Raw genomic sequence first — 26,181 nt, 5'->3', positions numbered from 1 at the left:
ATCGTGAGATGAGCGGCGTTTTTTTATGCCTGTACCGATCGTTCCCACGCTCCGCGTGGGAATGCCTCAAGGGACGCTCCGCGTTCCAGCTCTGGAAAGGAACGCGGAGCGTCCCGGGCTGCATTCCCACGCAGAGCGTGGGAACGATCAAGGTGACGGGATCAGGCACTCAGCGAATAGATCAACGCCGAGATCGCCACCAGCCCAACTGCCACTACAAACACGTTCGACGCCTGGCCACGATAACGTGCCATCGCCGGTATCTTGCGGATGGCGTACATCGGCATCAGGAACAGGATTGCCGCGATCACCGGACCGCCCAGGGTTTCGATCATGCCGAGGATGCTCGGGTTTAGCGTGGCGACGATCCAGCACACCACCAGCATGAACGCCGCGACGATGCGGTCCAGGGTCTTGGCTGCTGGACGTTTGCCGCTCTTGACGATCAGGCCCTTGAGACCTTCGCTGGCGCCGATGTAGTGCCCCAGAAACGACTTGGAGATGGCCACGAAGGCAATCAACGGTGCCGCGAAGGCAATGGTCGGATTGCTGAAGTGGTTGGCCAGGTACGACAGGATCGACAGGTTCTGTGCCTTTGCCTCGGCCAGTTGCGCCGGCGACAGGGTCAACACGCAGCTGAACACGAAGAACAGCACCATCACCACCATCAACGCGTGGGCCCGGGACAGGATCTGCGAGCTGCGCTCTTCGGCGTGCTCGCCGTATCGGCGCTTCTGGTCCACGGCGAATGCCGAGATGATCGGCGAATGGTTGAACGAGAACACCATTACCGGAATCGCCAGCCACAAGGTGCGCAGCAACGCCGATGGCTCAGGCAGCGTGCTGGCCGTGGTCAGGATGCCGCCATTCCAGTGTGGAATCAGGAACACCGCCAGGAACAGCAGCGCGACGATGAACGGGTAGACCATCAGGCTCATGGCCTTGACGATCACCTGCTCGCCGCAGCGCACCACGGCCAGCAGGCCGAGGATCAGCACGAACGACAGGACCGCACGCGGTGGCGGCATGATGTGCAGTTGATGTTCGAGGAAGCTGCCCACGGTGTTGGTCAGGGCCACGCTGTAGATCAACAGGATCGGGAAGATCGCGAAGAAGTACAGCAAGGTGATCAACGCACCGGCCTTGAGCCCGAAATGCTCTTCCACCACTTCGGTGATGTCCGCGCCTTCGCGGCCAGACAGCACAAAGCGGGTCAGGCCTCGGTGTGCGTAGAACGTCATCGGAAACGCCAGCAATGCCAGGACCAAAAGCGGCCAGAATCCGCCCAGGCCCGCATTGATCGGTAAAAACAGGGTTCCCGCGCCAATCGCCGTACCAAACAAGCCCAGCATCCAGGTGGTGTCCTGGCGATTCCAGCTCGTAAGAGTTGCGGGTGTCGCTGCTACAAAGCGTTCGTTAACGCTATTGGCCTGATCATTCATCCGGTGGGATCTCCACATTCCGGTCACTTGCCACCCGGCCAGGACGCGTCGGAATACCCGACAGGCAGCGCCTGGCCGAAACAGGGGCGCGATTCTGGAGGATTAGTGAACAGAAGCAAAGACTTAGGTGAGGAACGGTGGTACCAGGTTGCACCTTTGCCCCCCTGCAAGGACTCGCAATCAATGGCAGACGACGATGTGCGCTTGATAAAGGTTATTCATCATGTATTTTTAAAGAACCTGTCAACCCTCTGGAGTCACCCCATGCCCCTGGTTCGCGTCGACCTCAAGAAACAGCAGGACCCCACCTACGCCAAACGCGTCGGACAACTGATCTACGCTGCCTTGCGCAGTGCGATTGGCGTGCCGGAAAACGATAACTTCCAGATTCTTGCCGAGCACGACGACCAGCATTTCATCTTCGATCCCCAGTACCTGGGCATCCAGCGCACCGATAACCTGGTGGTCATCCAGATCACCCTGAGCGAAGGCCGAACCCTGGAGCAGAAAAAACTGCTCTACAAAACCATCGTCGAAAGCCTCAATACGCAACTGGCCGTGCGCCTGGAGGATGTTTTCATTAATCTGGTGGAAGTGAAGAAAGAGAACTGGTCGTTCGGCAATGGCATTGCCCAATACGCACTCTGATCGCCAACTTATTGACCTGTGAGCCGCCCATGCCCCGCGTTTCCCGCAAACAAGCCGACCTCAACCGTGAAATCATCGTCGAGGCCGCCACACGGTTGTTTCGCGAACGCGGCCTGCACGGGATCAGCGTCGTCGACGTGATGGCGGCGGCGGGGCTGACCCATGGCGGCTTCTATGGTCACTTCCAGTCCAAGGAAGCGCTGGCCAGGGAGGCCAGCGAGCGGGCATTCAAAGAAGTGGGTACGCGATGGCGCGAACGAATCACCCAGGGCGACGACAAGGCGGCGGCGCGCCAGGCACTGATCAAGCCTTACCTGTCGGTCTACAGCCGCGATAACCCTGGTGAAAGCTGCCCGGTGGTGGCCTTTGCCGGCGACATGTGCCACGAGCACGCCGACAGCAGCCTGCGCGAGCCGTTCATGGCCGGCCTGAACCGACTGCTCGATGCCCTGGGCGAACTGATGGATTCGGACGATGCCGCCGAAAAGCGGCAGCAAGCGCTGGTGCAGTATTCACTGATGGTCGGCGCGCTGACACTGGCGCGGGCCACCCGGGGTGACGCCCTGTCGGAGGAAATCCTCGAGGCGGCCCAGAATTTTCTGACAGAGTCCCCTGCCCCGGACTGAATATTCGGCGTCATCAAAAATATTCGCTGCCTTAAAAAGATCGCAGGCTTCGCCAGCTCCTACACTGAGGAGCGACGCCAGTGAGATTGCCAAAATGGTTCGCAACCAGCACTCTCGACCGACGTTCGCGCCCGACTGCCCGCTGCCCACAGGAGCAAAGCATGCCTGCAACCGTTCTGGTACTGGTTGAAACCATCAATGATTACTTGCCCATCCTCGAACATCAGGGCTTTCACCTGATCCTGGCGCCCACGCCTGCCGAGCGCGCCGAGGCCGTCACCCGACACAGCGGCCAGATCGACGCCGTCCTGACCCGGGGCCCTCTCGGTCTCTACGCCGATGAAATCGCCGCCCTGCCCAACCTCAAGATCATCTGCGTGATTGGCGCGGGATACGAACAAGTCGACCTGCAAGCCGCCGCCGACCGGGGCATCACCGTCACCAATGGCGCCGGGGTCAACGCCTCTTCGGTGGCAGACCATGCCATGTCATTGCTGCTGTCGCTGGTGCGCGATATCCCCCGCTGCGATGCCGCGGTACGTCGGGGTGAATGGCCAAAAATCATGCGCCCTTCCCTGGCCGGCAAGCGCCTGGGCATTCTCGGCCTCGGCGCGGTCGGCATGGCCATCGCCAAACGTGCCGCCGCGGGCTTCGACATGACGGTGAGTTACCACAACCGCCAGCACCGCAGCGATGTGCCCTACAAGTTCTGCTCGACACCCACCGAACTGGCCCGTGCCTCTGACTTTTTGATCGCCGCCACCCCGGGAGGGCTGGGCACCAAGCACCTGATCAATAGGCAGGTGCTCGAGGCCCTGGGGCCGAACGGATTTTTCGTCAACATCGCCCGCGCCAGCGTAGTGGTCACCGCCGACCTGATTACCGCGCTTGAGCAGCGGCGGATCGCCGGTGCCGCGCTGGATGTCTTCGATGCCGAGCCCAAGGTGCCGGATGCCCTCAAGGCCCTGGCGAACGTAATCCTCAGCCCGCATGTGGCCGGGCTTTCCCCCGAGGCCACCCAAGGCACCGTGGAACTGGTGGGGCGCAACCTCGTGGCGTATTTTTCCGGCCAGCCCGTGCTGACCCCCATCGAATTGCCCAAGGGTGTGGTTACCCAAGCCGTCCAGTAAGGCAATTCAAACAGGTGTATCAAAAGCAATGATTGCCCGGCAACACGCTCACCTATAAGGGCTGTTCGAGGTTGTGGGTGCCGGGTGCGCGCATTAGATTAGCCAATAGTTTCAGGCCTCCAGAATAAGCAGAAGGGATAAGCATGACGCTTACTGACCAATCCACCCGCACCCGCGCCGGCGAAGAACTCGATGCCAGCCTGATCGATCCCTATCTCAAGGCCCACATTCCGGGATTGAGCGGCCTGCCACGGATCAGCCAGTTCCCGGGCGGTGCGTCCAACCTCACCTACTTGCTGGAGTACCCCGAACAGGAGTTCGTCCTGCGTCGCCCGCCCTTCGGTCACAAAGCCAAGTCCGCCCATGACATGGGGCGCGAATTCCGCATCCTCAATCAACTGCGCGACGGTTTTCCGTATTGCCCGAAGGCCTATGTGCACTGTACTGATGAAGCGGTGATCGGCGCCGAGTTCTATGTGATGGAGCGGGTCAACGGCATCATCCTGCGCTCCGAACTGCCGCCGGAACTGGGGCTGGACTCGGCAAAGACCGAAGCGCTGTGCAAGAGCTTCATCGACAAGTTCGTCGAACTGCACCGTGTCGACTACAACGCCTATGGCCTCGGCGACCTCGGCAAGCCCGAAGGCTACGTGGCGCGGCAGATCAAAGGCTGGAGCGATCGTTACGAGAAAGCCCTGACCCCCGATGCGCCGCAGTGGGAAGCCGTGAAAGCCTGGCTCAACGACAAGATGCCTGCCGATCATCCGACCTCCAGCATCGTGCACAACGACTACCGCTTCGACAACGTCATCCTCGACCCGAACAACCCGATGCAGATTATCGGCGTGCTCGACTGGGAACTGACCACCCTGGGCGACCCGTTGATGGACCTGGGCAACACCCTCGCCTACTGGATCGAAGCCGGGGATCCGGCGCCGGTACAATTGATGCGCCGTCAGCCCAGCCACGCACCGGGCATGCTGACCCGTCGCGAATTCGTCGACTATTACGCCCAGCGTTCAGGCATCGAAATCGACAATTTCGACTTCTACTACACCTACGGCCTGTTCCGCCTGGCCGGTATCGTGCAGCAGATCTACTACCGCTTCTACCATGGCCAGACCCAGGACAAACGCTTCGCGCAGTTCATTCACATGAACAAACTCCTGGAGCAGATGAGCTTGCAGGTCATCCACAAATCCAGCCTCTGATACCACTCCCACTTGTAGGAGCCCGGCTTGCCGGCGAAGGCGGCCTCAGGTACGCCTTCGCCGGCAAGCCGGGCTCTTACAGAAGGCGATTTCGGCTCCATAAAAAGGAAAAATCATGTCCAAGACTCAGTTGTTCGACCTCGACGGCAAGATCGCATTCGTCTCCGGCGCCAGCCGCGGCATCGGTGAAGCCATCGCCAAACTGCTGGCCCAGCAAGGCGCCCACGTGATCGTCTCGAGCCGTAAACTCGAGGGCTGCCAGCACGTGGCGGACGCGATCATCGCCGCCGGGGGCAAAGCCACCGCCATCGCCTGCCACATCGGCGAGATGGAACAGATCAGCCAGGTCTTCGCCGGCATCAAGGAACAGTTCGGGCGCCTGGACATCCTGGTCAACAACGCCGCGACCAATCCGCAATTCTGCAACGTGCTGGACACCGACCTCAGCGCCTTCCAGAAGACCGTCGACGTCAATATCCGCGGTTACTTCTTCATGTCAGTGGAAGCCGGCAAACTGATGCGCGAAAACGGCGGCGGCAGCATCATCAACGTCGCATCGATCAACGGCGTCTCTCCCGGGATCTTCCAGGGTATCTACTCGGTGACCAAGGCAGCCGTGATCAACATGACCAAGGTGTTTGCCAAGGAATGCGCGCAGTTTGGCATCCGCTGCAACGCCCTGCTGCCGGGCCTGACGGATACCAAGTTTGCGTCGGCGCTGGTGAAAAACGAGGCGATCTTGAACACTGCGCTGCAACAGATCCCGCTCAAGCGCGTGGCAGACCCAAGCGAGATGGCCGGCGCCGTGCTGTACCTGGCGAGCGACGCATCGAGCTACACCACGGGCGTTTCGCTGAACGTCGACGGTGGGTTCCTGTCCTGATCTGATACACCCCTATGTAGGAGCGAGCATGCTCGCGATGGACCTGAGAACGACAAGGGGTGTCAGGTTCTCAGCGTTATCGTTAACGACCATCGCGAGCATGCTCGCTCCTACAGGGGGCTTACGTTTTTACTGGGTGACGCACCGCGTCACGGTTGTTTCGCGTTTTACCTCCCCTTCCGCCCGCATATCGCCCATTACCTGGGTGCTATCCGAGGTCTGGCAGGTCGTTTCAGGCGGCGGTGGTGGTGCAGCAGGTGGAGGTGGCGGCGGACTGGAGCAGCCACCGATAATCACGGCACACAGTGCCACAGGAGCAAAAACGCGTTTCCCAAGACTTTTCATAGGCTGACCCGCGAAAAAGGATGTACACGTTTGTGTGACAACAGAACACCGCTGGAAAGTTCACGGTGCGGCTGCAGAAAAATCACTTTTGTACTTTCTTATCGCGTATTCACTCGTCCGGGCATGACAAACCTGGCAATTCCTACACTACCGGATCCGGGCGCTGCAGGCTGTTGCATTCCAGTTCATACCTCAATTCTTCGATAAGCGCCGCCACCGATTCGGGTGTCTGCAGCATCGTTACGTTCAATCCGCTGACGACCAGATCGACTTGTCCCGACACCGGGTGATAGAGCTTGATAGTCAAGGTATGATCGCCAGTGATATTGCACTCACAGGCCAGCGGCGAAAAGGTCTGTTCAAGCTGCGTGCGCAGCTGCGCTATGTAAATCATTGCGACAGCCCACCGCGGCCATCCAGTGCGTGGGTAATGCATTCGTCGAGCATGGCTGTTCCTTTTACGACCCAGGGAGGATGAATGATCGGTAAACGTCATTCGCCCGCTCTTAGCCTAAGGCTTGCCACCTACCTGCCAGAACCTGAGTTTGCACCCCCTCGATTAGTGCATTTGCACCTTACCCTTGAGTCTTTGGACGCCATGCACTGGAAAACAGTCCGCGTTCGCGCGCCCAGACAATCGCCTCGCTGCGGCTGTGCACGTCTAACTTGGAATACACGGTCGCAACGTGGTTGCGCACGGTATTCGTCGCCAGTTTCAGGCGCGCAGCGATTTCCTTGTCCGCCAGGCCTGCACAGATCAGTTCCAGCACGTCGCGCTCCCGAGCTGTCAGGTCGGTAAACGACACGCTGGGCAACTGCGGTGCGTTGACGTTCTTCACGTTGGCGAGTTTTTCGATCAGCGTGCGACTGAACCAGGAGGCATCTTTCATCACCTCTTCAATGGCCGCCACCAATTCCAGCTCGGTGCGTTTGCGCTCGGTGATGTCCATCAACACCAACAGGTAGCAAGGGCTACCCTGGATGTTCACGGTGTCGGCGGAAACGGCGCAATCGATCAGTTCGTTGTCTTTCCTGCGCACACGCACGTCAACGCGATCCAGCCTTGCGGTTTTCTCCAGGGTGGTAAAGAACCGCGTGCGTGCCCCTTTGTCATGGAAAACCTCGATCTCGGCGATGGTTTTACCGGACACCTCTTCGCTGGAGTACGCGAGGGTATCGAGGAACGCATCATTGACATCGATCACCACCTGGTCGCTGGCGCTGCACACCAAGGTTGGCACCGGCGTCAGGCGAAAGGCCTTGGCAAACCGCTCCTCGCTCTGGCGCAGGGCCACTTCGACCTTGCGCCGGGGCTCCATGTCGACGAAGGAAAACAGCATGCAGGCTTCGTCATGCAGCTCAAGGGGCTGCCCGGCGACGATCACCTGCTTGGTACCGCCTGCGGGCAACTGCAGTTCGGCCTGCATCTGGGGAATGGTGGTGCCGTCGCGCAAGCATTGTTTCGCCAGATCCCTGTTTTCAGCCTGTGCCAGCACATCCAGCTCGTAGGTCGACGTGCCGATCACCTGGTCACGGGCGTAACCGGTCATCTCGAGGAAACCCGGATTGACCTTGATATAACGCAAATCGCTGAGACGGCAAATCACCGCGGGCGCCGGGTTGGCGGCAAAGGTTTTTTCGAAACGCTGCTCGGCGCTCGCCCAGTCGGTGACATCGTCCATGATCAATACCAGCGATTCCGGCTCGCCACGGTTGTCGGCCAGCACCAGGCTGCGCACGCGATGGACCCACATGGTCTCTTCATCCGCCGCTGGCGTCACCTCTACCAGCACATCGCTGAAGGTCTCGCCGCGAGCCACGCGGTTGATCGGGTAGCTGTGCGCCGGGACCGGATGGTTATTGCGATACCGCAATGCGAAGCGCTTGGCATATTCCTTGGCATTGGCCCCCAGATCGCCGATGCGCTCGACGCCGTGCATCGCCAGCGCGGCGTCATTGGCCCAGAGAATGCACTGATCGGGGTCGAGCAGAATAACCCCGTCGGTCAGCCCTGCGATGATCTGCTGCAACTGGCGGCGATTGGTTTCGGTGGTCAGGACGTCCTGGCTCATTGCGACTCCACAAGTTGGGTGACTCTGTGAAGTCTCCGACCGCCTGTTTTTCGGATAGTGCAAAGAACCTGTGGGAGCGGGCTTGCTCGCGAAGCGGTGTGTCATTCAACAGATTCAGGGACTGATCCACCGCCTTCACGAGCAAGCCCGCTCCCACAAGGTTGTGCGTTAAGCCGGCCGGTCTTGCAGGACCAGCTCACGCAACGTATCGAGAAACAGCTTGAGTACCGGCGAATCGTCGTCCGCTCGGTAGGTAGCGTACAACGGCACCTCCGGCAACGCCGGGGTCAGGCGCCGGAACACCAGGCCTGCAGGCGCCAGCTGTTCGATGGAGGCCGGCAACAAGGCCACGCCGAAACCGGCGCGGACCAGGCTGAGCAAGGTTTGCACCTCGATCACCTGCTGGCGAATCTGCGGCGTGAATCCGGCCTGGATACAGCACTGGTAGAGAAAATCGGCAAAACGCGATTGCTTGAGCTCCAGCGCCACGAACGGCTCGGGCGCCAAGTCCGCGGGTGCCAGAAGCTGTTTTGCGGCCAGCGGGTGATCGACCGGCATGACCACCCGGATCGGCTCGTAGATCAGCAGTTCATTGCGCAACTGCGGATCGTCATAGCCGACCCGGAACACGCAGGCATCGATGCGTTTTTCCTTGAGCGCCTTGACCTGCGCCGCCGGCGTCATCTCATGCAGGCGCCAGCTCACCTGCGGATAACGTTCGCGAAACAGGTGCAAGGCCCGAGGCAGCACACCGACCATCACCGAACTGATCATGCCGATTTCCAGCTCGCCCAACTGGCCGCGACCGGTTTGCCGTGTCAGGTCGAGCGCACGGTTGAGCTGTTCGAACACCAGCGGTGCCTGTTCCTTGAGCATCTGCCCGGCGGCGGTCAGCTCGACCCGGTGATGACTGCGCTCGAACAGCGGCGTCCCGAGTTCCTCCTCCAGCAGCCGAATCTGCTGGCTCAGCGGAGGCTGGCATATGTGCAAGCGGGTGGCGGCCCGGCCGAAATGCAGCTCTTCGGCCAGCGCCATGAAGTAGCGCAACAGACGCAAGTCCATGACAACTACCCCAGGTTCAAGGGGGTCGAGCGCTGGCGCACGCCGGTCAGGCTGAACAGGGCATTGGCGATGGCCGGGGCCACCGATGGGCTGCCCAGCTCGCCTACACCACCGGGCTTGCCCGGATCACCCTCGACCAGCAGGATGTCCAGCGCCGGCATGTCCGACATGCGCGTTACCCGGTAATCGTGGAAGTTGCTTTGCACCACCCTGCCTTGCCTGATGTCCAGGCGATCGAACAAGGCGTGCCCCAGGCCCCACATCAGGCCGCCGTAGATCTGTTCTTCGACGCCGCCAGGCGAAACGGCCAGACCGCAATCGACAACGCAGGTGAGCTTCTCGACCTTGACTACGCCATCCTGTTTCGACACCCGTGCAACCACCGCGATGAAACTGCTGTAGCCCTGGTTGGTGGCGATCCCCAACGCCGTCCCTTCAGGCAGGGGCTGGCCCCAACCGGCGCGCTCGGCAGCGCTTTTGAGCACCGCAACGTGCCGTGGCCGATCCTGCATGTTGGCCAGGCGCATGGCCAACGGGTCTTGCCCTGCGCCATGGGCCAGCTCATCCATGAAGCTCTCCACGGCGAACACGTTGGGGATGAAGCTCACCGAGCGATACCAGCCGCTGGGCACCCGGGTTTCGTGCCTGACCCATGCAAGGTCGAGGTTTGCCGGGCGATAGGCGAAATCCCACGCGGTGATGGCCTCGGTGGTGCTGTAGTCCATTTTATCGGGACGTTCGAAGTAGCCCGGTTCCCACTGCTCTGGCGAGGCGGGTGACACGGCCTCCAGCTGCAACGCCGTCAAGTGTCCCTGGGCGTCCAGCGCCCCCTTGGCCCGATGGAGCGTGGCCGGGTGCATGAACAATGAACGCATTTCGTCTTCACGGCTGTTCATCAGTTTTACCGGCACCCTGGTTTGCTGCGCCAGGTACGCCACTTCGAACAACCAGTACTTGGCTTCGCGCGCGCCGAAACTGCCGCCGGACACCAACTCATGGATGGTGACCTTGTCCTGGACGATCTTGCACACCGTTTTCGCCGCTTCCAGGGCCGAGGAAGGCACCTGCACGCCGCCCCAATAGATGATGGCGTTATCCTTGACCTGTGCGGTGATGCAAATCGGCTCGAGCGGATTCTGCACCTTGTAGGGCATGCGGTACTCGGCTTCGAGCAGTTTCGCGGCGTTCGGCCATTGTCCGCTCACGTCCCCGGCAGCCATTGCACGGACCCGTTGTGCGCCCTCGTCTGCCAGCGCAGCTGCCTGGGCCTTGTGTAGTTCATCGCTGTCGAAACCGGCCAGCGGTGAGTCGCTCCATTGCACCTCGAGCAACGCGCGGCCCTGATGCGCGGCCCAGTAATGGTCCGCCAACACCGCCACGCCCGCGACGTTACCGCCGAGTACGTCGGGACGGCCCGGCACCTTGATCACCTTGCGCACGCCCGGCACCTGCAGCGCCGCCGTGCTGTCCACCGATACGACGCTCGCCCCGACCACGGGCGCGCGCTGAATCACCGCCACCAGCATGTCCGGCAGCACCACGTCGATACTGTAGGTGAAGCGCCCGCAGACCTTGGCCTGGGCGTCGCGCTTGTGCCGCAGCTTGCCGATGTACTTGAACTGCGCCGGGTCCTTGAGCGTGACCTTGGTCGGTGCCGGCAGATGCGCGGCAACCACGGCCAGTTCACCGTAACCAAGGCTGCGCTGGGTCGCCGCATGCACGACGCGCCCCTCCTCGGTGGTACAGGTGTCGGCGCTGACTTTCCACTGCCTGGCGGCGGCGGTGAGCAACAACGTGCGCGCCGTCGCCCCGGCCATGCGCAGGCGCTCGTACTCCAGCGACACGCTGGTACTGCCGCCGGTGGAGAAGACCTTCCAGATCGGGTGAATGTAGGTTTCGAAGAACGGATTTTCCGGCGAGATCACCTGCACAGACATCGGGTTGACGTCCAGCTCCTCGGCTACGCACGCGGCCAGCGCGGTGTGCGTGCCGGTGCCGGAATCGTGCTTGTGCACCACCAGTTTCACCGTGCCGTCGGGCAGGATGCGCACCCAGGCATTGGGTTCGAAGTCACTGGCCGGCGTCGGGGCCTTGGGGTCTGTCGCAGACAGGCCGCAGGGCAGGTAAAACGCGATGGCCAGGCCGCTGGCAGCGGTCGCGGTTTGCTTGAGAAACGTACGTCGCGAGAGATCCATCCGTGAAATCGACATCACGCCTCCTTCGGCGCGTTGGCCGCGCGTTTGATCGCCTTGTTGATCCGCCCGTAGGTGCCGCAGCGGCACAGGTTGCCGGACATGGCATTGCGGATCGAGTCGTCGCTCACTTCTGCACCGGAGCTGAGCAACGCGGCGGCGGACATGATCTGACCGGATTGACAGTAACCGCATTGCGGCACATCTTCGGCAACCCAGGCCAGTTGCAGCGGATGCTGCCCAGTGGGCGACAGGCCTTCGATGGTGGTGATCCGATGCCCCGCCACGGCGGCCACCGGCAATTGGCAGGACCGCACCGCGACACCGTCCAGATGCACAGTGCAGGCGCCGCACAGGCCCATGCCGCAACCGAACTTGGTGCCGGTGAGTTTCAAATGGTCGCGCAGCACCCATAACAAGGGCATGGAGGGGGACGTCTCTACCAGCTCGCGTCGTTCGCCGTTTACCGTGAATTCGATCATTGTCAGGCTCCAAGAGAGCGGCCCGTCTTTGTGCAGGCCTGGTGCTCGATTATTGGAAGCCTGGTGAAAATCGGGCCAGCGACGATTTCTGCCATCCTGTGTAAGTAGGACTAACAGCATGTACAAGCGATACCCGTCGGTGCAGTCCATGAGTGCCTTCATCCAGGCCGCCCGCAGCGGCAGTTTCTCCAGCGCCGCGCGCAAACTGGACCTGACCCACAGCGCCATCAGCCAGCAGATCCGTTCCCTGGAAGACTTCATCGGTCAGCCGCTGTTCGTGCGCGAAGGGGGTGGCAGCAACCTGACTGACGCCGGGCAGTTGTTTGCCAGCGTGCTGTCCGACGGCCTGGCGCAAATCGACCGGGCGCTGTCTTCGGTAAAGAACCGCAGTGTGGCGCAGAGGCTGACGATCGACGTAGACAGCGAACTGGCCCAGAGCTGGCTCAATCCGCGCTTGCCACAGCTTTTGGACCTGTTGCCCGAGCATGAGGTGGTGTTGCTGTCGATGCCGCGCTCGGACCGCAGCACGTTTGAACGCGTGGACCTGGCCCTGCGCTACGGCTATGGCGATTGGGACGACTGCGAGATGACGCAGATTTGCGGGGATCGGGTGATGGCGGTGGCGTCGCCCCGATTGCTTGAGCGGCACGGTTTGCAGTTACCGCTGAGCCCGGCGCAGATCCTCGAACTGCCGTTGCTGGGGTATACGCGACGGTCGTGGATTCCTTGGCTGGATGCGGCGGGAATGCCTCCCGTCGAGCCTGCGGCAAGGGTGGTGTTCGATAACGCGGCCAACCTGATTGCGGCGGCCGAGGCCGGTGTTGGCGCGGGACTGGTGCGCGGTTTGCTGGCGGCAGATGCGTTGCGTAGCGGTCGGCTGGTGATGTTGAACGAGGCGCAGATTGCGGCGCATTACAACCTGTATGCGGTGTGGCCGCCGGGACATGGTGAGCGCGTGGCGCCGGTGGTCGAGGCGGTCAAGCAGTTGGCTTTGCGTACACAACACTGACGCCTGCTCGCGAAGAGGCCGGAAAAACCCACCACTCATGCTCCATATCGAACGCATATCAAACCCCTACCCAATTAATATTGTACGAACCTCACCCCCCCTTCCAATACTCCTCCCCAAGCAGCCAGCGTCCCGAGCCGGATGCGACCAGGCGAGGGAATGCGTGAGTCTTTGCGCATAGAAATGGCCGATTGCCCGGACGTGGCTGCTAGCGAACCGCAAGGTTCCTTTCCCCGCTATCAGGAGATCGACTTCAATGATCATCGATATCAGTTGCTATCCCACCGATCTGGTGGACCTCGCCTGGAGGCATGACGGCGACCCGTTCACCGGCGAGCGTCTACTGCAGATGATGGATGGCCCGTACATGGTCAACGGCAAACCTCGCCGCATCGACAAAGCCTTCATCCAGCCCCCGCAGGGCAACACCATCTACACCTGGACCGACGGTGAACTCAGCGGGCGCGAATCCATCGACGCCTACATGGCCTACACGCTGAAAATGGTCCAGGCCTACCCGGATCGCTTCATCGGTTGCTTCGTCTACAACCCGCGCTGCGGCGTGGAAAACGGCGTCGAGGCCATCGAGCGCTACGTCAAGGAACACGGCTTCAAGATGGTCCAGATGCAGGCCAACATGCACGCCTACCGTCCTGACCGCGCCCTGGACTGGGTGCGCCCGGCCTTCGAGAAGTGCGCCGAACTGGGCATCCCGGTCAAGCTGCACACCGGCGATGGGCCGTACAGCATCCCGTCGGAATGGGTGCCGATGATCAAGGAGTTTCCCAACGTCGATTTCATCATGGCTCACTTCGGCGTGCAGACCGGCGGCGTCTACGTGTTCGAACCGATGCAATGGGCGATGGAGTTGCCCAACGTCTACTGCGAATCGGGTTGGTGCCTGCAATCGCGGATCGTCGAGTTCGCCAAGGTCTTGCCCACCCACAAGATTCTCTTCGGTACCGATACGCCGCCGAACGAACCGGGCATGTGGCTGCGCCTGCTGGAAGTGCTGTGCCACGAACCGCCGCAAGGCCTGAACCTCGACGAAGACACCCTTGAAGAGTACCTGGGCAACAACACCGCACGGATGATCGGCCTCGAACCCACGCCGCCACCCCGTTCCGTTTCCGAAGCAGAGGCGCAACTCAAGCGTCCCGTCACCACGCAACTGGCCAGGAGCTGAACCGATGATCATCGATACCCATCTGCACCCCACCAACCTGGTCGACGAGGCCTGGCGCCACACCGGCGAACCCTTCACCGGCGAGCGCATGCTCAAGCTGATGGACGGCCCGTACATGATCAACGGCAAGCCGCGCCGCATCGACATGGGTTTCATCCAGCCACCGCCGGGCAACACCGGTTACCGCGACGGCAACCGCCGTGGCCGTGAGGGTGTGCGGGACTACATGTCCTACGTCGCCGAACTGTGCGTGAAATACCCCGACCGTTTCATCGGCAATTTCAACTTCAACCCGCGCTGGGGGCCGGAAAACGGTGCGGCGGAGCTGGAGTTCCACATCAAGGAATACGGTTTCAAGATGCTCAAGCTGCACGCCAACATGCACGGTTATCGTCCGGACCGGGCGCTGGACTGGCTGCGTCCGGCAATGAAGGTGTGTGCCAAGTACAACATCGTGGTGCTGATCCACACGGGCGACGGCCCGTACACCATTCCAACCATGTTCTACCCGATCATCCGTGAGTTCCCGATGGTCAATTTCATCATCGGCCACTTCGGTATCCAGACCGGCGGCAACTACTCGTTCGAAGCGTTCTGGATGGCCATGGACACGCCGAACGTGTTCTGCGAATCGGGCTGGTGCTTCCAGTCACGGATTGTCGAGTTCGCCAAGGACCTGCCACGCAACAAGATCGTGTTCGGCACCGACTCGCCGCCGAACGAGCCGGGCATGTGGCTGCGCGAGCTTGAGGTGCTGTGCTCGCCCGCACCACAAGGCCTGGGCATCGACGAGGACCACCTTGAGGATTACCTGGGCAACAACATCGCCCGGTTGTGCGGCATCGAACCGACGCCGCCACCCAAGGACCTGGCCGAGGCGGATATTCGCCTGACCACGACGTACCCGTAGTACCCCATGTGGGAGCGAGCCTGCTCGCGAAAGCGGAGTGTCAGGCGGTACAGATGTCGCCTGACACGGCCTCTTCGCGAGCAGGCTCGCTCCCACAGGGACCTCGCTGTCCCTTTTTCACGAGGTGAAACCATGACCCTCTCGACGCTCGGCGATACCCAGGATTTTCATGTTTTTCTAGACGCCTATCGCCGGCAATACCCGGACGATGTGCTGACGGTCCGGCAATCCCTTTCAGCCGACCAGGACGTCACCGCCCTGGTCGATGCCCTGGCCACACTGGGCCGCGACCCGCTGCTGATCTGCGAAAAAGTCGGCACCTTCGGCGTGCCAGTGGCCACCAACCTGTTTGCCTCCCGTACCCGTATCGCACGAATGTTCGGCGTTGCCCCGGCGCAACTGCACGAGACGTTCCAGCAACGCGCCAACAACCCCATCGCCCCGCGCTACGTGGAAAGCGGCCCGGTGCTGGACGAGATCTACGAAGGCGAAGCCGTGGACCTGGCGCTGTTGCCGATGCTCAAGCATTTCGCCAGTGATCGCGGTCCCTACATCACCAACGCGATCATCATTGCCGAGGACCCGGTCAGCGGCATCGCCAATATGAGCTACCACCGCTCGATGCGCCACGCCCGGCAGACCCTCGCCACCAGCCTGCACTCACGGGGCCATCTGTGGCGCATGCTGCAAACCGCCCGCGAGCGTGGCGAAGAATTGCGCGTGGCCATGGTGGTCGGCGCGCACCCTTTGTTCATGCTCGCGGCGGCCGCACGCTTGCCGTTCGGCAGCGATGAGCGCGCCGTGGCGGGCGGATTGTTCGGCGCGCCGCTGGAGCTGGTGAAGACCCCGCGCTACGGGATCGGCGTCCCGGCCAGCGCAGAATTTGTCCTCGAAGGTGCGATCGATCCCACGGCCTATGCCGAAGAAGGTCCGTTCGGTGAATTCAGCGGCTACTCCTCGGATCGCTCGACCAACAATGTACTGCGGGTCGATACCCTGATGCGGCGCAAGGACGCCTGGCTGGTGGACGTGGTCGGCGGTCGCTACGCCGAACACCTGACCCTGGCGCGACTGCCCCGGGAAGCGGAGATGAGCGAAAAGCTCAAGGCACGCTTCCCCGCCGTCACCGCCGTGCACTACCCGAATTCGGGCACCCATTTTCATTGCTACGTCGCGCTGGAGCAAAGCCGCGACGGCGAAGCGCGACAGATCATGCTGGCCCTGCTCGGCTGGGACCCGTACCTGAAGACCGTGATCGCGGTGGACAGCGACATCGATATCAGCGACGACAGTCAAGTGCTGTGGGCGCTGGCCACGCACTTCCAGCCGCACCAGGACATCTTCGTCATCGATGGCTTGCCTGGCAGCCCGCTGGACCCGTCATCGTCCGTCAACGGCACTACCTCGCGAATGGGCCTGGACGCTACCCGCGGCTCAGGCTTCGACGGGATCAAGGCGCAACTTGAACGGGATGCGGTCGACCGCGCCCGCCAACTGCTCGCTGGCCTGCAATCATGAACCGCCAGCGCATGGTGGTCGGCATCAGCGGTGCGTCGGGTTTTATCTACGGCGTACGCCTGCTGCAATTGCTCGCCGAACTGGACATTGAAAGCCACCTGGTCATCAGCCGCGCCGCGCTGCTGACCATGGCCCACGAAACCGATTACAAACTGGCCGACGTCACGGCGCTGGCCAGCCATTATCACCGCGCCGATGACGTAGCGGCCGGTATCGCCAGCGGTTCGTTCCGCTGCCTGGGCATGGTGGTCGCGCCCTGTTCCATGCGCACCCTGGCGGAAATCGCCACCGGCACCTCTTCAGGGCTGATCGGGCGGGCCGCCGACGTCACGCTCAAGGAACGCCGCACGCTGGTGCTGATGGCCCGGGAAACCCCGCTGACCCTCGCCCACCTGCGCAACATGACGGCTGTCACGGAGATGGGCGGAATCATCGCGCCGCCCGTTCCGGCCTTCTACGCCCGCCCGCAAGACCTGGCACAGATGGTCGACCACAGCCTCGGTCGCGTCCTCGACCTGTTCGGCCTCGATGCCGGCACGGCAACGCGCTGGCGAGAACCCACAACCCCCTGTGGGAGCGAGCCTGCTCGCGAAAGGGGTGAATCAGTCGCCAACTTCGCTGATTGACACGCCGCATTCGCGAGCAGGCTCGCTCCCACAGTTGATAGCACTCAGACCCTTCAGTTATTCAAGGAGCCTCACATGAACACCCCCTTCAACGCCCCAACCCCCAACACCAAAATCCCGGTGACCATCCTCACCGGCTTCCTCGGCGCCGGCAAAACCACCCTGCTCAACTACATCCTCAAGGAGAACCACGGCCGCAAGATCGCCGTGATCGAGAACGAGTTCGGTGAGGTCGGCATCGACGGCGACCTGGTGCTCAGTTCCGAAACCGAAGAAATCTACGAGATGGTCAACGGCTGCGTGTGCTGCACCGCCGAGGTTCGCGAAGACCTGGTGCGCATCGTCCGTGAACTGGTAGCGCGCCCGGTGCGCCTCGATCACATCCTGATCGAGACCAGCGGCCTGGCCGATCCCTACCCGGTGGCCCAGAGCTTTTTCATCAATGACCCGATCGCCGATGAGGTGGAACTCGACGCCATTGTCACGATGGTCGATGCCAGGCACATAGCCCAGCACCTGGAAGACCTGCAACTCGATGGTGTGGACAACCAGGCCGTGGACCAGATCGTCTGTGCCGACCGCATCGTGATCAACAAGGTCGATCTGGTCAGCGAGGATGAAGTGGCATCCCTGAGCGGCAAGATTCGGGGCCTCAATGCTACGGCGGACCTGATGACCTCCAGCTACGCCGAAATCGACCTGTCGAAAATCCTTGGCATCGGCGCCTTCGAGTCCACGCAGAAACTCATGGAAATCGGTGCCGAGCACGATGACCACGCCGATGACCATCACCACGATCATGACGATCTCGACCATGACCATGATCCGAGCGTGTCGTCGGTGGGCATCACCGTGGACGGGGCGGTCAACCTGGGCGACTTCCATCGCTGGATCACACAGTTGCGCAACGAGCAGGCCGACAACCTGTATCGCATGAAGGGCGTACTGGCGGTGGCTGATCAGGACCAACGCTACGTGCTGCAAGGGGTGCACAGCCTCGTCGAGTTCCGTGCCTCCACCGCATGGGGCGCCGAACCGCGCTCCAGCAAGATTGTGTTCATCGGCCGCGACCTGGACCGCGCGGCCCTGAACCAGGGCTTTGCCGCCTGCCTGGCAGGCTGAAAAAAGGCATCGGAGCCGGTGGATGGCGGTTCCGGGCACATGAATGACTGGTGCCCATTTTTCAGAACGACCCAAACCCTGTAGGAGCTGGCTTGCCAGCGATGACGGCTTAACAGTCACCCGATTTGTCGACTGACAATCCGCTATCGCTGGCAAGCCAGCTCCTACAAGGAATTAGGTGCCGTTGAACGGACATCAGAACGAATACCCCTCTGTACCGAATAACAACAGCTAGAGGTGATTCCCCATGTCGTCAGCCAATACCCCCGCAACACCCGCCATCCACCCCGTCGACCGGGTTCTGCCGGTGCGGCAAATGCTCACCCTCGGCCTGCAACACATGGCCGTCTCGTACATCGGCGCCATCGCCGTGCCGTTGATTGTCGCCAGCGCCCTGAAAATGTCCCAGGCCGACACGGTGGTGCTGATCAGCACCACGCTGTTCTGCTCGGGCATCGCCACCCTGCTGCAAACCGTCGGTTTCTGGAAATTCGGCGTGCGCCTGCCAATTCTCCAAGGCGTGGCGTTCAGCAGCGTCGGGCCGGTGATCGCCATCGGCACCAACCCGGATGTCGGGTTCGCCGGGGTCTGCGGAGCGGTGATCGGCGCGGGGATTTTCACCATGCTGATCGCACCGTTCGTGGGTCGACTACGGCGCTTTTTTCCACCGGTGGTCACCGGTTGCATCGTCACCGTAATCGGCCTTCAGCTGTTTCCGATCGCCTATGAGTGGGTTGGCGGCGGACGGCATGCCACCGACTTCGGGGCGCCGGCGTACCTGGCCGTCGCGGCGGTGGTGTTGCTCAGCATCCTGCTGGTCAACCGGTACGGCAGCCCGATGCTGCGCAACATGGCGGTGCTGGTGGGCATGCTGGTGGGCGCGGCGCTGGCTTACGGGCTGGGCATGGGCAGTTTTCACAGCGTGCAGGACTCGCCGTGGCTCACCGTTCCCTACCCGTTCTACTTCGGCCTGCCGACCTTCAGCCTGATCCCCATCGCCACCATGGTGGTGGTGATGATCGTGCAGATGGTCGAATCGATGGGGCTGTTCGTGGCCATCGGCGACATCGTCGATAAACCGGTGGAAGAAAAACAGGTGATCAACGGCCTGCGCGCTAACGGCCTGGCGAGCACCATCGCCGGGATGTTCGCGGCGTTCCCATTCATTGCCTTCATGGAAAACGTCGGGCTGGTGATCCTCACCGGTGTGCGCAGTCGCTGGGTGGTCGCCATCAGCGGCCTGCTGATGTGCTCGGTGGCGCTGGTGCCCAAGGCCGGGGCGATCATCGCCTCGATGCCGACTGCGGCGCTGGGCGGTGCCGGGATCGCCATGTTCGGCGTGGTCGCGGCAGCAGGGATCCAGACCCTGGCCAAGGTCGACTACGAGCGTAATCGCTACAACGTGCTGATCGTCGGCTTCACCCTCGCCGCCGCCCTCGTGCCGGTGCTGGCCCCGGCCCTGTTCAAGCAATTGCCCGAGTGGTCGCAGCCTTTCCTGCACAGCAGCGTGGTGATCGCCTGCCTGGTGTCGGTGTTGCTCAACGCCACCCTCAACGGCGTCAGCGTGCCTGACGCCGCCGCCAGCAAATCCGCCACCCACAGCCTCTGACTGGAGCCGACCATGACTCAACTGCAAAACATCCTGATCAAGAACCCGCAGGCAGTAATGACCGGCCTGCGTGGCCCGCGCGCCCGGGCCGGCGCCGTGGACATCCGCGTCGTCAACGGGCGCATCGCCGAAATGGCCGCAGGCCTTCAAGTGCAACCCGGTGAACGGCTGATCGATGCGCGCCACGCGGTGGTGTATCCGGGCTGGATCAACACCCACCACCACCTGTTCCAGAACCTGCTCAAGGCCGTGCCCGAAGGATTGAACCAGGACCTGCAAGGCTGGCTGGCCAGTGTGCCTTACCCGCGTCTGAACCGCTTCACGCCGCAACTGGCGCGGATCGCCGCACAACTGGGCATGGCCGAATTGCTGCTGTCGGGCGTGACGACCTGCGCCGATCACCATTACCTCTACCATGCCAACGGCACCACCGAGACCGGTGACCTGCTGTTCGATATGGCCGATCAGTTCGGCCTGCGTTTCGTTTTGTGCCGGGGCGGCGCGCTGGAGTCGGCCAGCGCCCATCCGGGGTTCTCTAAAACCGCGCTGCAACCGGAAACCCTCGACCAGATGGTCGGTGACATCGAACGACTGAAATCCCGCTATCACCAGGACACCCCGGACGCCATGCGCCGGGTGGTGGTCGCGCCGACCACCCCGACTTTTTCATTGCCGCCGACACTGCTGCGTGAACTGGCCCATACCGCGCGCGGCCTCGGTTTGCGCCTGCACACGCACTTGTCTGAAACGCAGAACTACGTGAATTTCTGCCGTGAAAAATACAACTGCCTGCCGGTGGAATTCGTCGCCGAACACGAGTGGCTCGGCCCGGACGTGTGGTTCGCCCATGCGGTACACATGCAGCCCGGTGAAATCCGCATGCTCGCGCAAACCGGCACCGGCATTTCCCATTGCCCGGTGAGCAATGCACGCCTCGGTAGCGGCGTCGCGCCGGTGCCGCAGATGTTCGAGGCCGGGGTGCCGATTTCCCTTGGGGTGGATGGTGTGGCCTCCAACGAATCCGGCAGCATGGTCGGCGAAGCGAACACCGCATGGTTGATTCACCGGGCGCAGCAAGGCGCCTCGGCCACCACCGTCGAAGATGTCATTCACTGGGGCACGTCCGGGGGCGCGCAGGTGCTGGGGCTGGGGGCGGTCGGCACCCTGGAAATCGGCCAGGCGGCGGACCTGGTGGCCTACGGTCTTGACCATCCGCGGTTCTTCGGTTTCCACGACAGCGCCGTCGCGCCGGTGGTGGCGGGTGAGCCGATCGCAGTGAAGTACAGCCTGGTCGGTGGTCGGGTGGTGGTCGATAACGGCGTGATTCCGGGGCTGGATGTGCAGCGGATGCGGGCCGAGGCGTGGGATGGGGTCCGGCAGTTGATGAACATCGACGACTGATCCACCACCCCGCATTCCTGTAGGAGCTGCCGCAGGCTGCGATCTTTTGATCTAGATCTTAAAGCAAAGTCAAAAGATCGCAGCCTGCGGCAGCTCCTACAGGGTCTCCTTCGTATTCAGGAACTGATTCCATGTCCGGCCTCAATGATCTTCTACAAGCCATCGACACCGCCGCCCGCCAGGGCGAAGAAACCATCCTCGCCACCGTGGTCAAGGTTGAAGGCTCGGCCTACCGCCGTCCCGGTGCGCGGATGCTCATCCCCATACACGGCCGCACCGTTGGCACCGTCAGCGGCGGCTGCCTGGAGCAGGACCTGGCGAAAAAAGCCTGGTGGCTCACCGATTCCAGTGAACCGGTAGTACGTCGCTACAGCACGGGCGCCACCGAGGACGAGGACGACGAGCAAAGCGCCCTGACCTTTGGCCTGGGTTGCAACGGCACGGTATTCGTCATGCTCGAACGCCTGCGGGCAAAGTCGCCTGCCCCGGCCATCGATCTGCTGCGACGGGTGCGCGACAGTCAACAACCTGCCGCCATGGCCACGGTGATTGCAAGCTCTCGCGATGCATCTGCCAGAGTCGGTGACCGTTTGTTGTCGAATACCGAAGGCAGCCTGCGCAACCTGCAACTGAACAGTGCTATGCGCCGTGGTCTGCACAAGACCCTGATGCAGAAGAAGTCCTCGATACGCCTCTACAGCAACGCCCGTGGTGAAGTCGAAGTATTTTTCGAGTACATCGCCCCGCCGCCTCGCCTGGTGATTATCGGCGCCGGCCACGACGCACAGCCGCTGGTGCGCATGGCCAAGTTGCTGGACTGGCACGTCAGTGTGATCGACAGCCGCAGCCACTTCGCCCGCGCCGAACGTTTCCCGCAAGCCGACGCCGTTATCCTCGCCAGCCTCGACAACCCGTTCGACCTGGCCCCGCTGATCGACGGCGCCGCCGTCGCGGTAATGACCCACAGCTACCGCCAGGACCGCCATTGGCTCGGGCTGGCGCTGCAAGCCGCGCCCGCCTACATCGGCCAACTCGGTCCCAAAGAACGCACCGAACGCCTGCTGGCGCAAATCGGCACCAGCACGTCTGCTCTGCACTACCCGATGGGCCTCGACCTGGGTGGCGATACGCCGCAGAGCGTGGCGCTGGCAATACTCGCCGAAATGACGGCGGTGATGAACCAGCGCCAAGGCGGGATGCTCAGGCATCGAGGCAAACCGATTCATCATGCGGATCTTGTTGTCAGTGAAAAGCTTGAAATGACGGCAACGGTTTGAAGATCGAACAATTGCAGCCTGCGGGACCTCCCCCAGGCTGCGATTTATTGCATTTCAGGCAGCCGGAGCCCCCTTTGCCACCGCCGCCGAAGCCGCCAGCATCGCCCGCAACAGCACCGCACACCCGGCCGCCAGGTCATCCGGGGCGGCATTTTCGATTTCGTTGTGGCTGATGCCGCCTTCGCACGGCACGAAGATCATCCCGGCCGGACCCAGCTCGGCAAGGAAGATCGCGTCGTGTCCGGCGCCGCTGACGATGTCCATGTGCGACAGGCCCAGCCCTTGCGCCGCGTTACGTACCGCTTCGACGCAGCCCTTGTCGAAGTACAGCGGCGGGAAGTCGGCGGTGGGTGTCAGTTCATAGGTCAGGCCATGTTCTTCGCAGGTGGTCTCGATGACTTCGCGCACTTCAGCGATCATCGAGTCCAGTCGCGACGGCTCCAGGTGACGGAAGTCCAGGGTCATGCGCACCTCGCCCGGAATGACGTTGCGCGAGCCGGGGTAGGCTTGCAGGCAACCGACAGTGCCACAGGCATGGGGCTGATGACCGAGGGCCGCGCGGTTGACCGCACCGACGATCACTGCCGCGCCGACCAGGGCGTCCTTGCGCAGGTGCATCGGCGTTGGGCCGGCGTGGGCCTCGACGCCACGCAGTTTCAGGTCGAACCATTTCTGTCCGAGGGCGCCCATGACCACGCCGATGGTTTTGCGTTCGTCTTCGAGAATCGGACCTTGTTCGATGTGCGCCTCGAAATAGGCGCCCACCGCGTGGCCGCTAACCGCGCGTGACCCGGCATAGCCGATAGCGTTGAGCGCTTCGTCCACCGTCACGCCCTCGGCGTCAACCTTGGCCAGGGTCTCTTCCAGGGTGAATTTCTCGGCGAATACGCCGGAACCCATCATGCATGGGGCGAAACGCGAGCCTTCTTCGTTGGTCCACACCACCACTTCGAGCGGCGCTTCGGTCTCGATGCCCAGGTCATTGAGGGTACGCAGCACTTCCACGCCGGCGAGCACGCCGAAGCAACCATCGAACTTGCCCCCCGTGGGCTGGGTGTCGATGTGACTGCCGGTCATGACCGGTGGCAGGTCCGGGTTGCGCCCCGGGCGACGGGCGAAAATATTGCCGACGGCGTCGATACTGACGGTGCAACCGGCTTCCTCACACCACCTCACGAACGTATCGCGGGCCTGGCGGTCGAGATCGGTCAGGGCCAGGCGACAGACACCGCCCTTGACCGTGGCGCCGAGCTTGGCCAGTTCCATGAGCGACTGCCACAGACGGTCGCGGTTGATGTGCTGATGGGTCGATTGCAGAACGTCTACGGCTGCGTTCATGGGGATCTCCTGAGGCTGTTTGGATCTGATAGTTCCCACGCTCCGCGTGGGAATTCATCCATGGACGCTCTGCGTCCAGGCTTGGGACGCAGAGCGTCCCGGGCTGCATTCCCACGCAGAGCGCGGGAACGATCATTACAGGGTTGACTTGGCAACCACGGGGCTCGGGCGCATCGCGCATAGCCCGTAATAAATCAACCCCCCCAGGGCCGAGCCGGTAAACCAGCCATAGCTGTAGAACCAGCTGAAGGCATCACTGCCGAGCGACAGCAGCGTCAACACCACCGGCACCCCGAAGGCGATGAAACCGTTCCAGTTCCACGCCGGATACACGTCGTCGCGGTACAGCCCAGCCAAATCCAGCTGCTGTTTCTTGATCAGGAAATAGTCCACCACCATGATCCCGGCAATCGGCCCCAGCAAGCTGGAGTAGCCGAGCAGCCAGTTGGAATAGACCGTTTCCAGGCTCAGGTCGGAAACGATCAGGCCGAGCTTTTTCAGCAGTTCATGGGCCATCAGCGCCAGCCCGACCAGCCCGGTGAGCATCACCGCCTTGGTCCGGTTGATCGCCTTGGGGGCGATGTTCTGGAAATCGTTGGTGGGCGACACGATGTTGGCTGCGGTGTTGGTCGACAGCGTCGCGATGATGATCAGCGCCATGGCCAGCGCCACCCACACCGGGCTCTGGATATGGCCGATCAGGGTCACCGGGTCGGACACCGTCACACCCACCAGCTTCACCGAGGCGGCGGTCATCACCACGCCCAGGGAGGCAAACAGGAACATGGTCAGTGGCAGGCCAATGATCTGCCCGACAATCTGGTCTTTCTGGCTTTTCGCGTAGCGGCTGAAGTCAGGTATGTTCAGCGACAGCGTGGCCCAGAACCCGACCATCGCGGTCAACCCCGCCGCAAAGTAACTGGCCACCCCCGCGCCTTCGGGACGCTTGGCCGGGATCGCCAGCAGCTCGGACATCGATACATTGGGCATGGCCCACACCAACAACCCCACCCCCACCAGTACCAGCAGTGGTGCCGAGAGGGTTTCCAGCCATTTGATCGACTCGGCGCCGCGAATCACCACCCACAGGTTCAGCGCCCAGAACACCATGAAGCCGATGACCTCGCCGGTGCCGCCCAGGGATTTCCAGCCCTCGAACACCGAGCCCAGGAACAGGTGAATTGCCAGGCCACCGAACATCGTCTGGATGCCGAACCAGCCACACGCCACCAAGGCGCGGATCAGACACGGGATGTTGGAGCCGAAGATGCCGAAGGACGAACGCAGCAACACCGGAAACGGGATGCCGTATTTGGTGCCGGGAAACGCGTTGAGCGTCAGCGGGATCAATACGATGATGTTGGCGAACAGAATCGCCAGCAGCGCTTCACCGACGCTCAGGCCGAAGTACGCCGTCAGCACTCCGCCCAGGGTATAGGTGGGCACGCATATCGCCATGCCCACCCACAATGCCGTGATGTGCCATTTGTTCCAGGTTCGTTCGTGCACCTTGGTCGGTGCTATGTCGTGGTTGTAACGGGGACTGTCGAGGACATCGCTACCGGCTTCCAGCTCGAACAAGCCGTCGCGCTCGTTCACTTGCGATCTGATCTGTTGCATGGCCGCTCCACTGATCTTTGAATTATTTTTGCTCATCAGGGGCTGGCGGCTTCAATAAACGTGCCGGTTGCCCCGCTTGCGCATCGGGCAGTTCCATAAACACTCTGTAAACAACTGATGTTTATCAGTTTTACTGGATCAACCAGGTAACCCTCGGTGACTTGTCACGCCACTGGAAACGATCTGCGCCAAGTTGTCCGAACAGTCAGGACTCAATCTGGTGCATCGATATTTTTCTCACGGTCGCGCATCAACCATAGACCATCCTCAAACGGCTGATTTCACATAAGAAATCTTGACCATATTTAGATCCTGTCAAGTGCGTCAAAATGGTGAGTGGCCTCACCATTTTGGTGAAAACAGCGTTTTATCGTTATTTATCAGTTAGTTAAAACAGTAATAAGCTTATAAAAAATATTCTTGCTCATTCCCATAACTCAGACTAGCTTTTAATCCTGACAGCGCTGACAGG

General features: G+C 61.8%; 22 protein-coding genes. 14 read left to right on the top strand and 8 right to left on the bottom strand.

The features are described from left to right. Nucleotides 1-161: 161 nt before the first annotated feature. Nucleotides 162-1,442 (bottom strand): serine/threonine transporter, encoded by a 1,281-nt coding sequence (locus PSUM_RS03095; protein ID WP_020801253.1) that lies wholly within the window; start codon nucleotides 1,440-1,442, stop codon nucleotides 162-164. A 264-nt stretch (nucleotides 1,443-1,706) separates the two neighbouring features. Here PSUM_RS03095 and PSUM_RS03090 point away from each other — a divergent pair, with 264 nt between their 5' ends. The 5 genes from PSUM_RS03090 to PSUM_RS03070 all read left to right on the top strand — a co-directional run bounded on the left by PSUM_RS03090 (nucleotide 1,707) and on the right by PSUM_RS03070 (nucleotide 5,940). After that, a complete protein-coding gene (locus tag PSUM_RS03090; RefSeq protein WP_042955961.1) occupies nucleotides 1,707-2,090 on the top strand; it encodes a tautomerase family protein in 384 nt (127 codons plus the stop codon). A gap of 29 nt (nucleotides 2,091-2,119) precedes the next feature. Next, on the top strand, nucleotides 2,120-2,716 hold the full coding sequence (locus PSUM_RS03085) for a TetR/AcrR family transcriptional regulator (protein WP_020801251.1): 597 nt from the start codon (nucleotides 2,120-2,122) through the stop codon (nucleotides 2,714-2,716). 161 nt (nucleotides 2,717-2,877) lie between these two features. Beyond that, nucleotides 2,878-3,846: a 2-hydroxyacid dehydrogenase gene (locus PSUM_RS03080; RefSeq protein ID WP_083348952.1), complete on the top strand. Its 969-nt coding sequence runs from the start codon at nucleotides 2,878-2,880 to the stop codon at nucleotides 3,844-3,846. 143 nt (nucleotides 3,847-3,989) lie between these two features. After that, the gene (locus tag PSUM_RS03075) at nucleotides 3,990-5,057 is read left to right on the top strand and encodes a phosphotransferase family protein (RefSeq protein ID WP_020801249.1); all 1,068 of its coding nucleotides are present in this window, start codon (nucleotides 3,990-3,992) and stop codon (nucleotides 5,055-5,057) included. A 115-nt stretch (nucleotides 5,058-5,172) separates the two neighbouring features. Beyond that, nucleotides 5,173-5,940 (top strand): SDR family oxidoreductase, encoded by a 768-nt coding sequence (locus PSUM_RS03070; protein WP_007976320.1) that lies wholly within the window; start codon nucleotides 5,173-5,175, stop codon nucleotides 5,938-5,940. A gap of 487 nt (nucleotides 5,941-6,427) precedes the next feature. Here PSUM_RS03070 and PSUM_RS03065 read toward each other — a convergent pair whose 3' ends face one another. From PSUM_RS03065 to PSUM_RS03045, 5 genes are all read right to left on the bottom strand, one after another. Beyond that, a complete protein-coding gene (locus PSUM_RS03065; RefSeq protein ID WP_033045404.1) occupies nucleotides 6,428-6,679 on the bottom strand; it encodes a DUF1652 domain-containing protein in 252 nt (83 codons plus the stop codon). A gap of 181 nt (nucleotides 6,680-6,860) precedes the next feature. Further along, nucleotides 6,861-8,357, bottom strand: a complete 1,497-nt coding sequence (locus PSUM_RS03060; RefSeq protein ID WP_083348951.1) for a helix-turn-helix transcriptional regulator — start codon at nucleotides 8,355-8,357, stop codon at nucleotides 6,861-6,863. A gap of 168 nt (nucleotides 8,358-8,525) precedes the next feature. Beyond that, a complete protein-coding gene (locus PSUM_RS03055; protein ID WP_020801003.1) occupies nucleotides 8,526-9,419 on the bottom strand; it encodes a LysR family transcriptional regulator in 894 nt (297 codons plus the stop codon). Nucleotides 9,420-9,424: 5 nt separating this feature from the next. After that, nucleotides 9,425-11,629 (bottom strand): xanthine dehydrogenase family protein molybdopterin-binding subunit, encoded by a 2,205-nt coding sequence (locus PSUM_RS03050; RefSeq protein ID WP_083348950.1) that lies wholly within the window; start codon nucleotides 11,627-11,629, stop codon nucleotides 9,425-9,427. Next, nucleotides 11,629-12,093: a (2Fe-2S)-binding protein gene (locus PSUM_RS03045; RefSeq protein WP_020801001.1), complete on the bottom strand. Its 465-nt coding sequence runs from the start codon at nucleotides 12,091-12,093 to the stop codon at nucleotides 11,629-11,631. Before PSUM_RS03045 ends, PSUM_RS03050 begins: the two co-directional genes overlap by 1 nt. Before the next feature lie 118 nt (nucleotides 12,094-12,211). Here PSUM_RS03045 and PSUM_RS03040 point away from each other — a divergent pair, with 118 nt between their 5' ends. The 9 genes from PSUM_RS03040 to PSUM_RS03000 all read left to right on the top strand — a co-directional run bounded on the left by PSUM_RS03040 (nucleotide 12,212) and on the right by PSUM_RS03000 (nucleotide 22,751). After that, a complete protein-coding gene (locus PSUM_RS03040; RefSeq protein ID WP_033045400.1) occupies nucleotides 12,212-13,102 on the top strand; it encodes a LysR substrate-binding domain-containing protein in 891 nt (296 codons plus the stop codon). 256 nt (nucleotides 13,103-13,358) lie between these two features. Beyond that, nucleotides 13,359-14,288 carry an amidohydrolase family protein gene (locus PSUM_RS03035; RefSeq protein WP_083348949.1) on the top strand — a complete coding sequence of 310 codons (930 nt, stop codon included), beginning with the start codon at nucleotides 13,359-13,361 and terminating at the stop codon, nucleotides 14,286-14,288. 4 nt (nucleotides 14,289-14,292) lie between these two features. Next, a complete protein-coding gene (locus PSUM_RS03030) occupies nucleotides 14,293-15,198 on the top strand; it encodes an amidohydrolase family protein (RefSeq protein WP_020800998.1) in 906 nt (301 codons plus the stop codon). Between the two features lie 132 nt (nucleotides 15,199-15,330). Beyond that, entirely contained in the window at nucleotides 15,331-16,716 is a 1,386-nt protein-coding gene (locus PSUM_RS03025; RefSeq protein WP_083348948.1) for a UbiD family decarboxylase, read from the top strand. Further along, on the top strand, nucleotides 16,713-17,342 hold the full coding sequence (locus PSUM_RS03020; protein ID WP_083348947.1) for a UbiX family flavin prenyltransferase: 630 nt from the start codon (nucleotides 16,713-16,715) through the stop codon (nucleotides 17,340-17,342). Before PSUM_RS03025 ends, PSUM_RS03020 begins: the two co-directional genes overlap by 4 nt. A gap of 75 nt (nucleotides 17,343-17,417) precedes the next feature. Beyond that, nucleotides 17,418-18,464, top strand: a complete 1,047-nt coding sequence (locus PSUM_RS03015) for a CobW family GTP-binding protein (protein WP_020800995.1) — start codon at nucleotides 17,418-17,420, stop codon at nucleotides 18,462-18,464. A gap of 247 nt (nucleotides 18,465-18,711) precedes the next feature. Then, entirely contained in the window at nucleotides 18,712-20,073 is a 1,362-nt protein-coding gene (locus PSUM_RS03010; protein ID WP_020800994.1) for a nucleobase:cation symporter-2 family protein, read from the top strand. Between the two features lie 12 nt (nucleotides 20,074-20,085). Then, nucleotides 20,086-21,474 (top strand): amidohydrolase family protein, encoded by a 1,389-nt coding sequence (locus tag PSUM_RS03005; RefSeq protein ID WP_033045655.1) that lies wholly within the window; start codon nucleotides 20,086-20,088, stop codon nucleotides 21,472-21,474. Between the two features lie 131 nt (nucleotides 21,475-21,605). Beyond that, nucleotides 21,606-22,751, top strand: a complete 1,146-nt coding sequence (locus tag PSUM_RS03000; RefSeq protein WP_033043534.1) for an XdhC family protein — start codon at nucleotides 21,606-21,608, stop codon at nucleotides 22,749-22,751. A 54-nt stretch (nucleotides 22,752-22,805) separates the two neighbouring features. Here PSUM_RS03000 and PSUM_RS02995 read toward each other — a convergent pair whose 3' ends face one another. After that, a complete protein-coding gene (locus tag PSUM_RS02995; RefSeq protein ID WP_033043535.1) occupies nucleotides 22,806-24,089 on the bottom strand; it encodes a Zn-dependent hydrolase in 1,284 nt (427 codons plus the stop codon). Between the two features lie 135 nt (nucleotides 24,090-24,224). Further along, complete coding sequence (locus tag PSUM_RS02990) at nucleotides 24,225-25,709, bottom strand: NCS1 family nucleobase:cation symporter-1 (protein ID WP_020799413.1); 1,485 nt, start codon at nucleotides 25,707-25,709, stop codon at nucleotides 24,225-24,227. Nucleotides 25,710-26,181: the final 472 nt, after the last annotated feature.

The organism is Pseudomonas umsongensis, from assembly GCF_002236105.1.
GTDB lineage: Bacteria > Pseudomonadota > Gammaproteobacteria > Pseudomonadales > Pseudomonadaceae > Aquipseudomonas > Aquipseudomonas umsongensis.
The sequence above is the reverse complement of the archived record's forward strand: the minus strand, read 5'-3'. Positions and strand labels throughout refer to the sequence as shown.

Bases quoted from the DNA above. Each gene is read 5' to 3' on its own strand.
- PSUM_RS03095 (WP_020801253.1), bottom strand. From the start codon at position 1,442: ATGAATGATCAGGCCAATAGCGTTAACGAACGCTTTGTAGCAGCGACA.
- PSUM_RS03090 (WP_042955961.1), top strand. From the start codon at position 1,707: ATGCCCCTGGTTCGCGTCGACCTCAAGAAACAGCAGGACCCCACCTAC.
- PSUM_RS03085 (WP_020801251.1), top strand. From the start codon at position 2,120: ATGCCCCGCGTTTCCCGCAAACAAGCCGACCTCAACCGTGAAATCATC.
- PSUM_RS03080 (WP_083348952.1), top strand. From the start codon at position 2,878: ATGCCTGCAACCGTTCTGGTACTGGTTGAAACCATCAATGATTACTTG.
- PSUM_RS03075 (WP_020801249.1), top strand. From the start codon at position 3,990: ATGACGCTTACTGACCAATCCACCCGCACCCGCGCCGGCGAAGAACTC.
- PSUM_RS03070 (WP_007976320.1), top strand. From the start codon at position 5,173: ATGTCCAAGACTCAGTTGTTCGACCTCGACGGCAAGATCGCATTCGTC.
- PSUM_RS03065 (WP_033045404.1), bottom strand. From the start codon at position 6,679: ATGATTTACATAGCGCAGCTGCGCACGCAGCTTGAACAGACCTTTTCG.
- PSUM_RS03060 (WP_083348951.1), bottom strand. From the start codon at position 8,357: ATGAGCCAGGACGTCCTGACCACCGAAACCAATCGCCGCCAGTTGCAG.
- PSUM_RS03055 (WP_020801003.1), bottom strand. From the start codon at position 9,419: ATGGACTTGCGTCTGTTGCGCTACTTCATGGCGCTGGCCGAAGAGCTG.
- PSUM_RS03050 (WP_083348950.1), bottom strand. From the start codon at position 11,629: ATGTCGATTTCACGGATGGATCTCTCGCGACGTACGTTTCTCAAGCAA.
- PSUM_RS03045 (WP_020801001.1), bottom strand. From the start codon at position 12,093: ATGATCGAATTCACGGTAAACGGCGAACGACGCGAGCTGGTAGAGACG.
- PSUM_RS03040 (WP_033045400.1), top strand. From the start codon at position 12,212: ATGTACAAGCGATACCCGTCGGTGCAGTCCATGAGTGCCTTCATCCAG.
- PSUM_RS03035 (WP_083348949.1), top strand. From the start codon at position 13,359: ATGATCATCGATATCAGTTGCTATCCCACCGATCTGGTGGACCTCGCC.
- PSUM_RS03030 (WP_020800998.1), top strand. From the start codon at position 14,293: ATGATCATCGATACCCATCTGCACCCCACCAACCTGGTCGACGAGGCC.
- PSUM_RS03025 (WP_083348948.1), top strand. From the start codon at position 15,331: ATGACCCTCTCGACGCTCGGCGATACCCAGGATTTTCATGTTTTTCTA.
- PSUM_RS03020 (WP_083348947.1), top strand. From the start codon at position 16,713: ATGAACCGCCAGCGCATGGTGGTCGGCATCAGCGGTGCGTCGGGTTTT.
- PSUM_RS03015 (WP_020800995.1), top strand. From the start codon at position 17,418: ATGAACACCCCCTTCAACGCCCCAACCCCCAACACCAAAATCCCGGTG.
- PSUM_RS03010 (WP_020800994.1), top strand. From the start codon at position 18,712: ATGTCGTCAGCCAATACCCCCGCAACACCCGCCATCCACCCCGTCGAC.
- PSUM_RS03005 (WP_033045655.1), top strand. From the start codon at position 20,086: ATGACTCAACTGCAAAACATCCTGATCAAGAACCCGCAGGCAGTAATG.
- PSUM_RS03000 (WP_033043534.1), top strand. From the start codon at position 21,606: ATGTCCGGCCTCAATGATCTTCTACAAGCCATCGACACCGCCGCCCGC.
- PSUM_RS02995 (WP_033043535.1), bottom strand. From the start codon at position 24,089: ATGAACGCAGCCGTAGACGTTCTGCAATCGACCCATCAGCACATCAAC.
- PSUM_RS02990 (WP_020799413.1), bottom strand. From the start codon at position 25,709: ATGCAACAGATCAGATCGCAAGTGAACGAGCGCGACGGCTTGTTCGAG.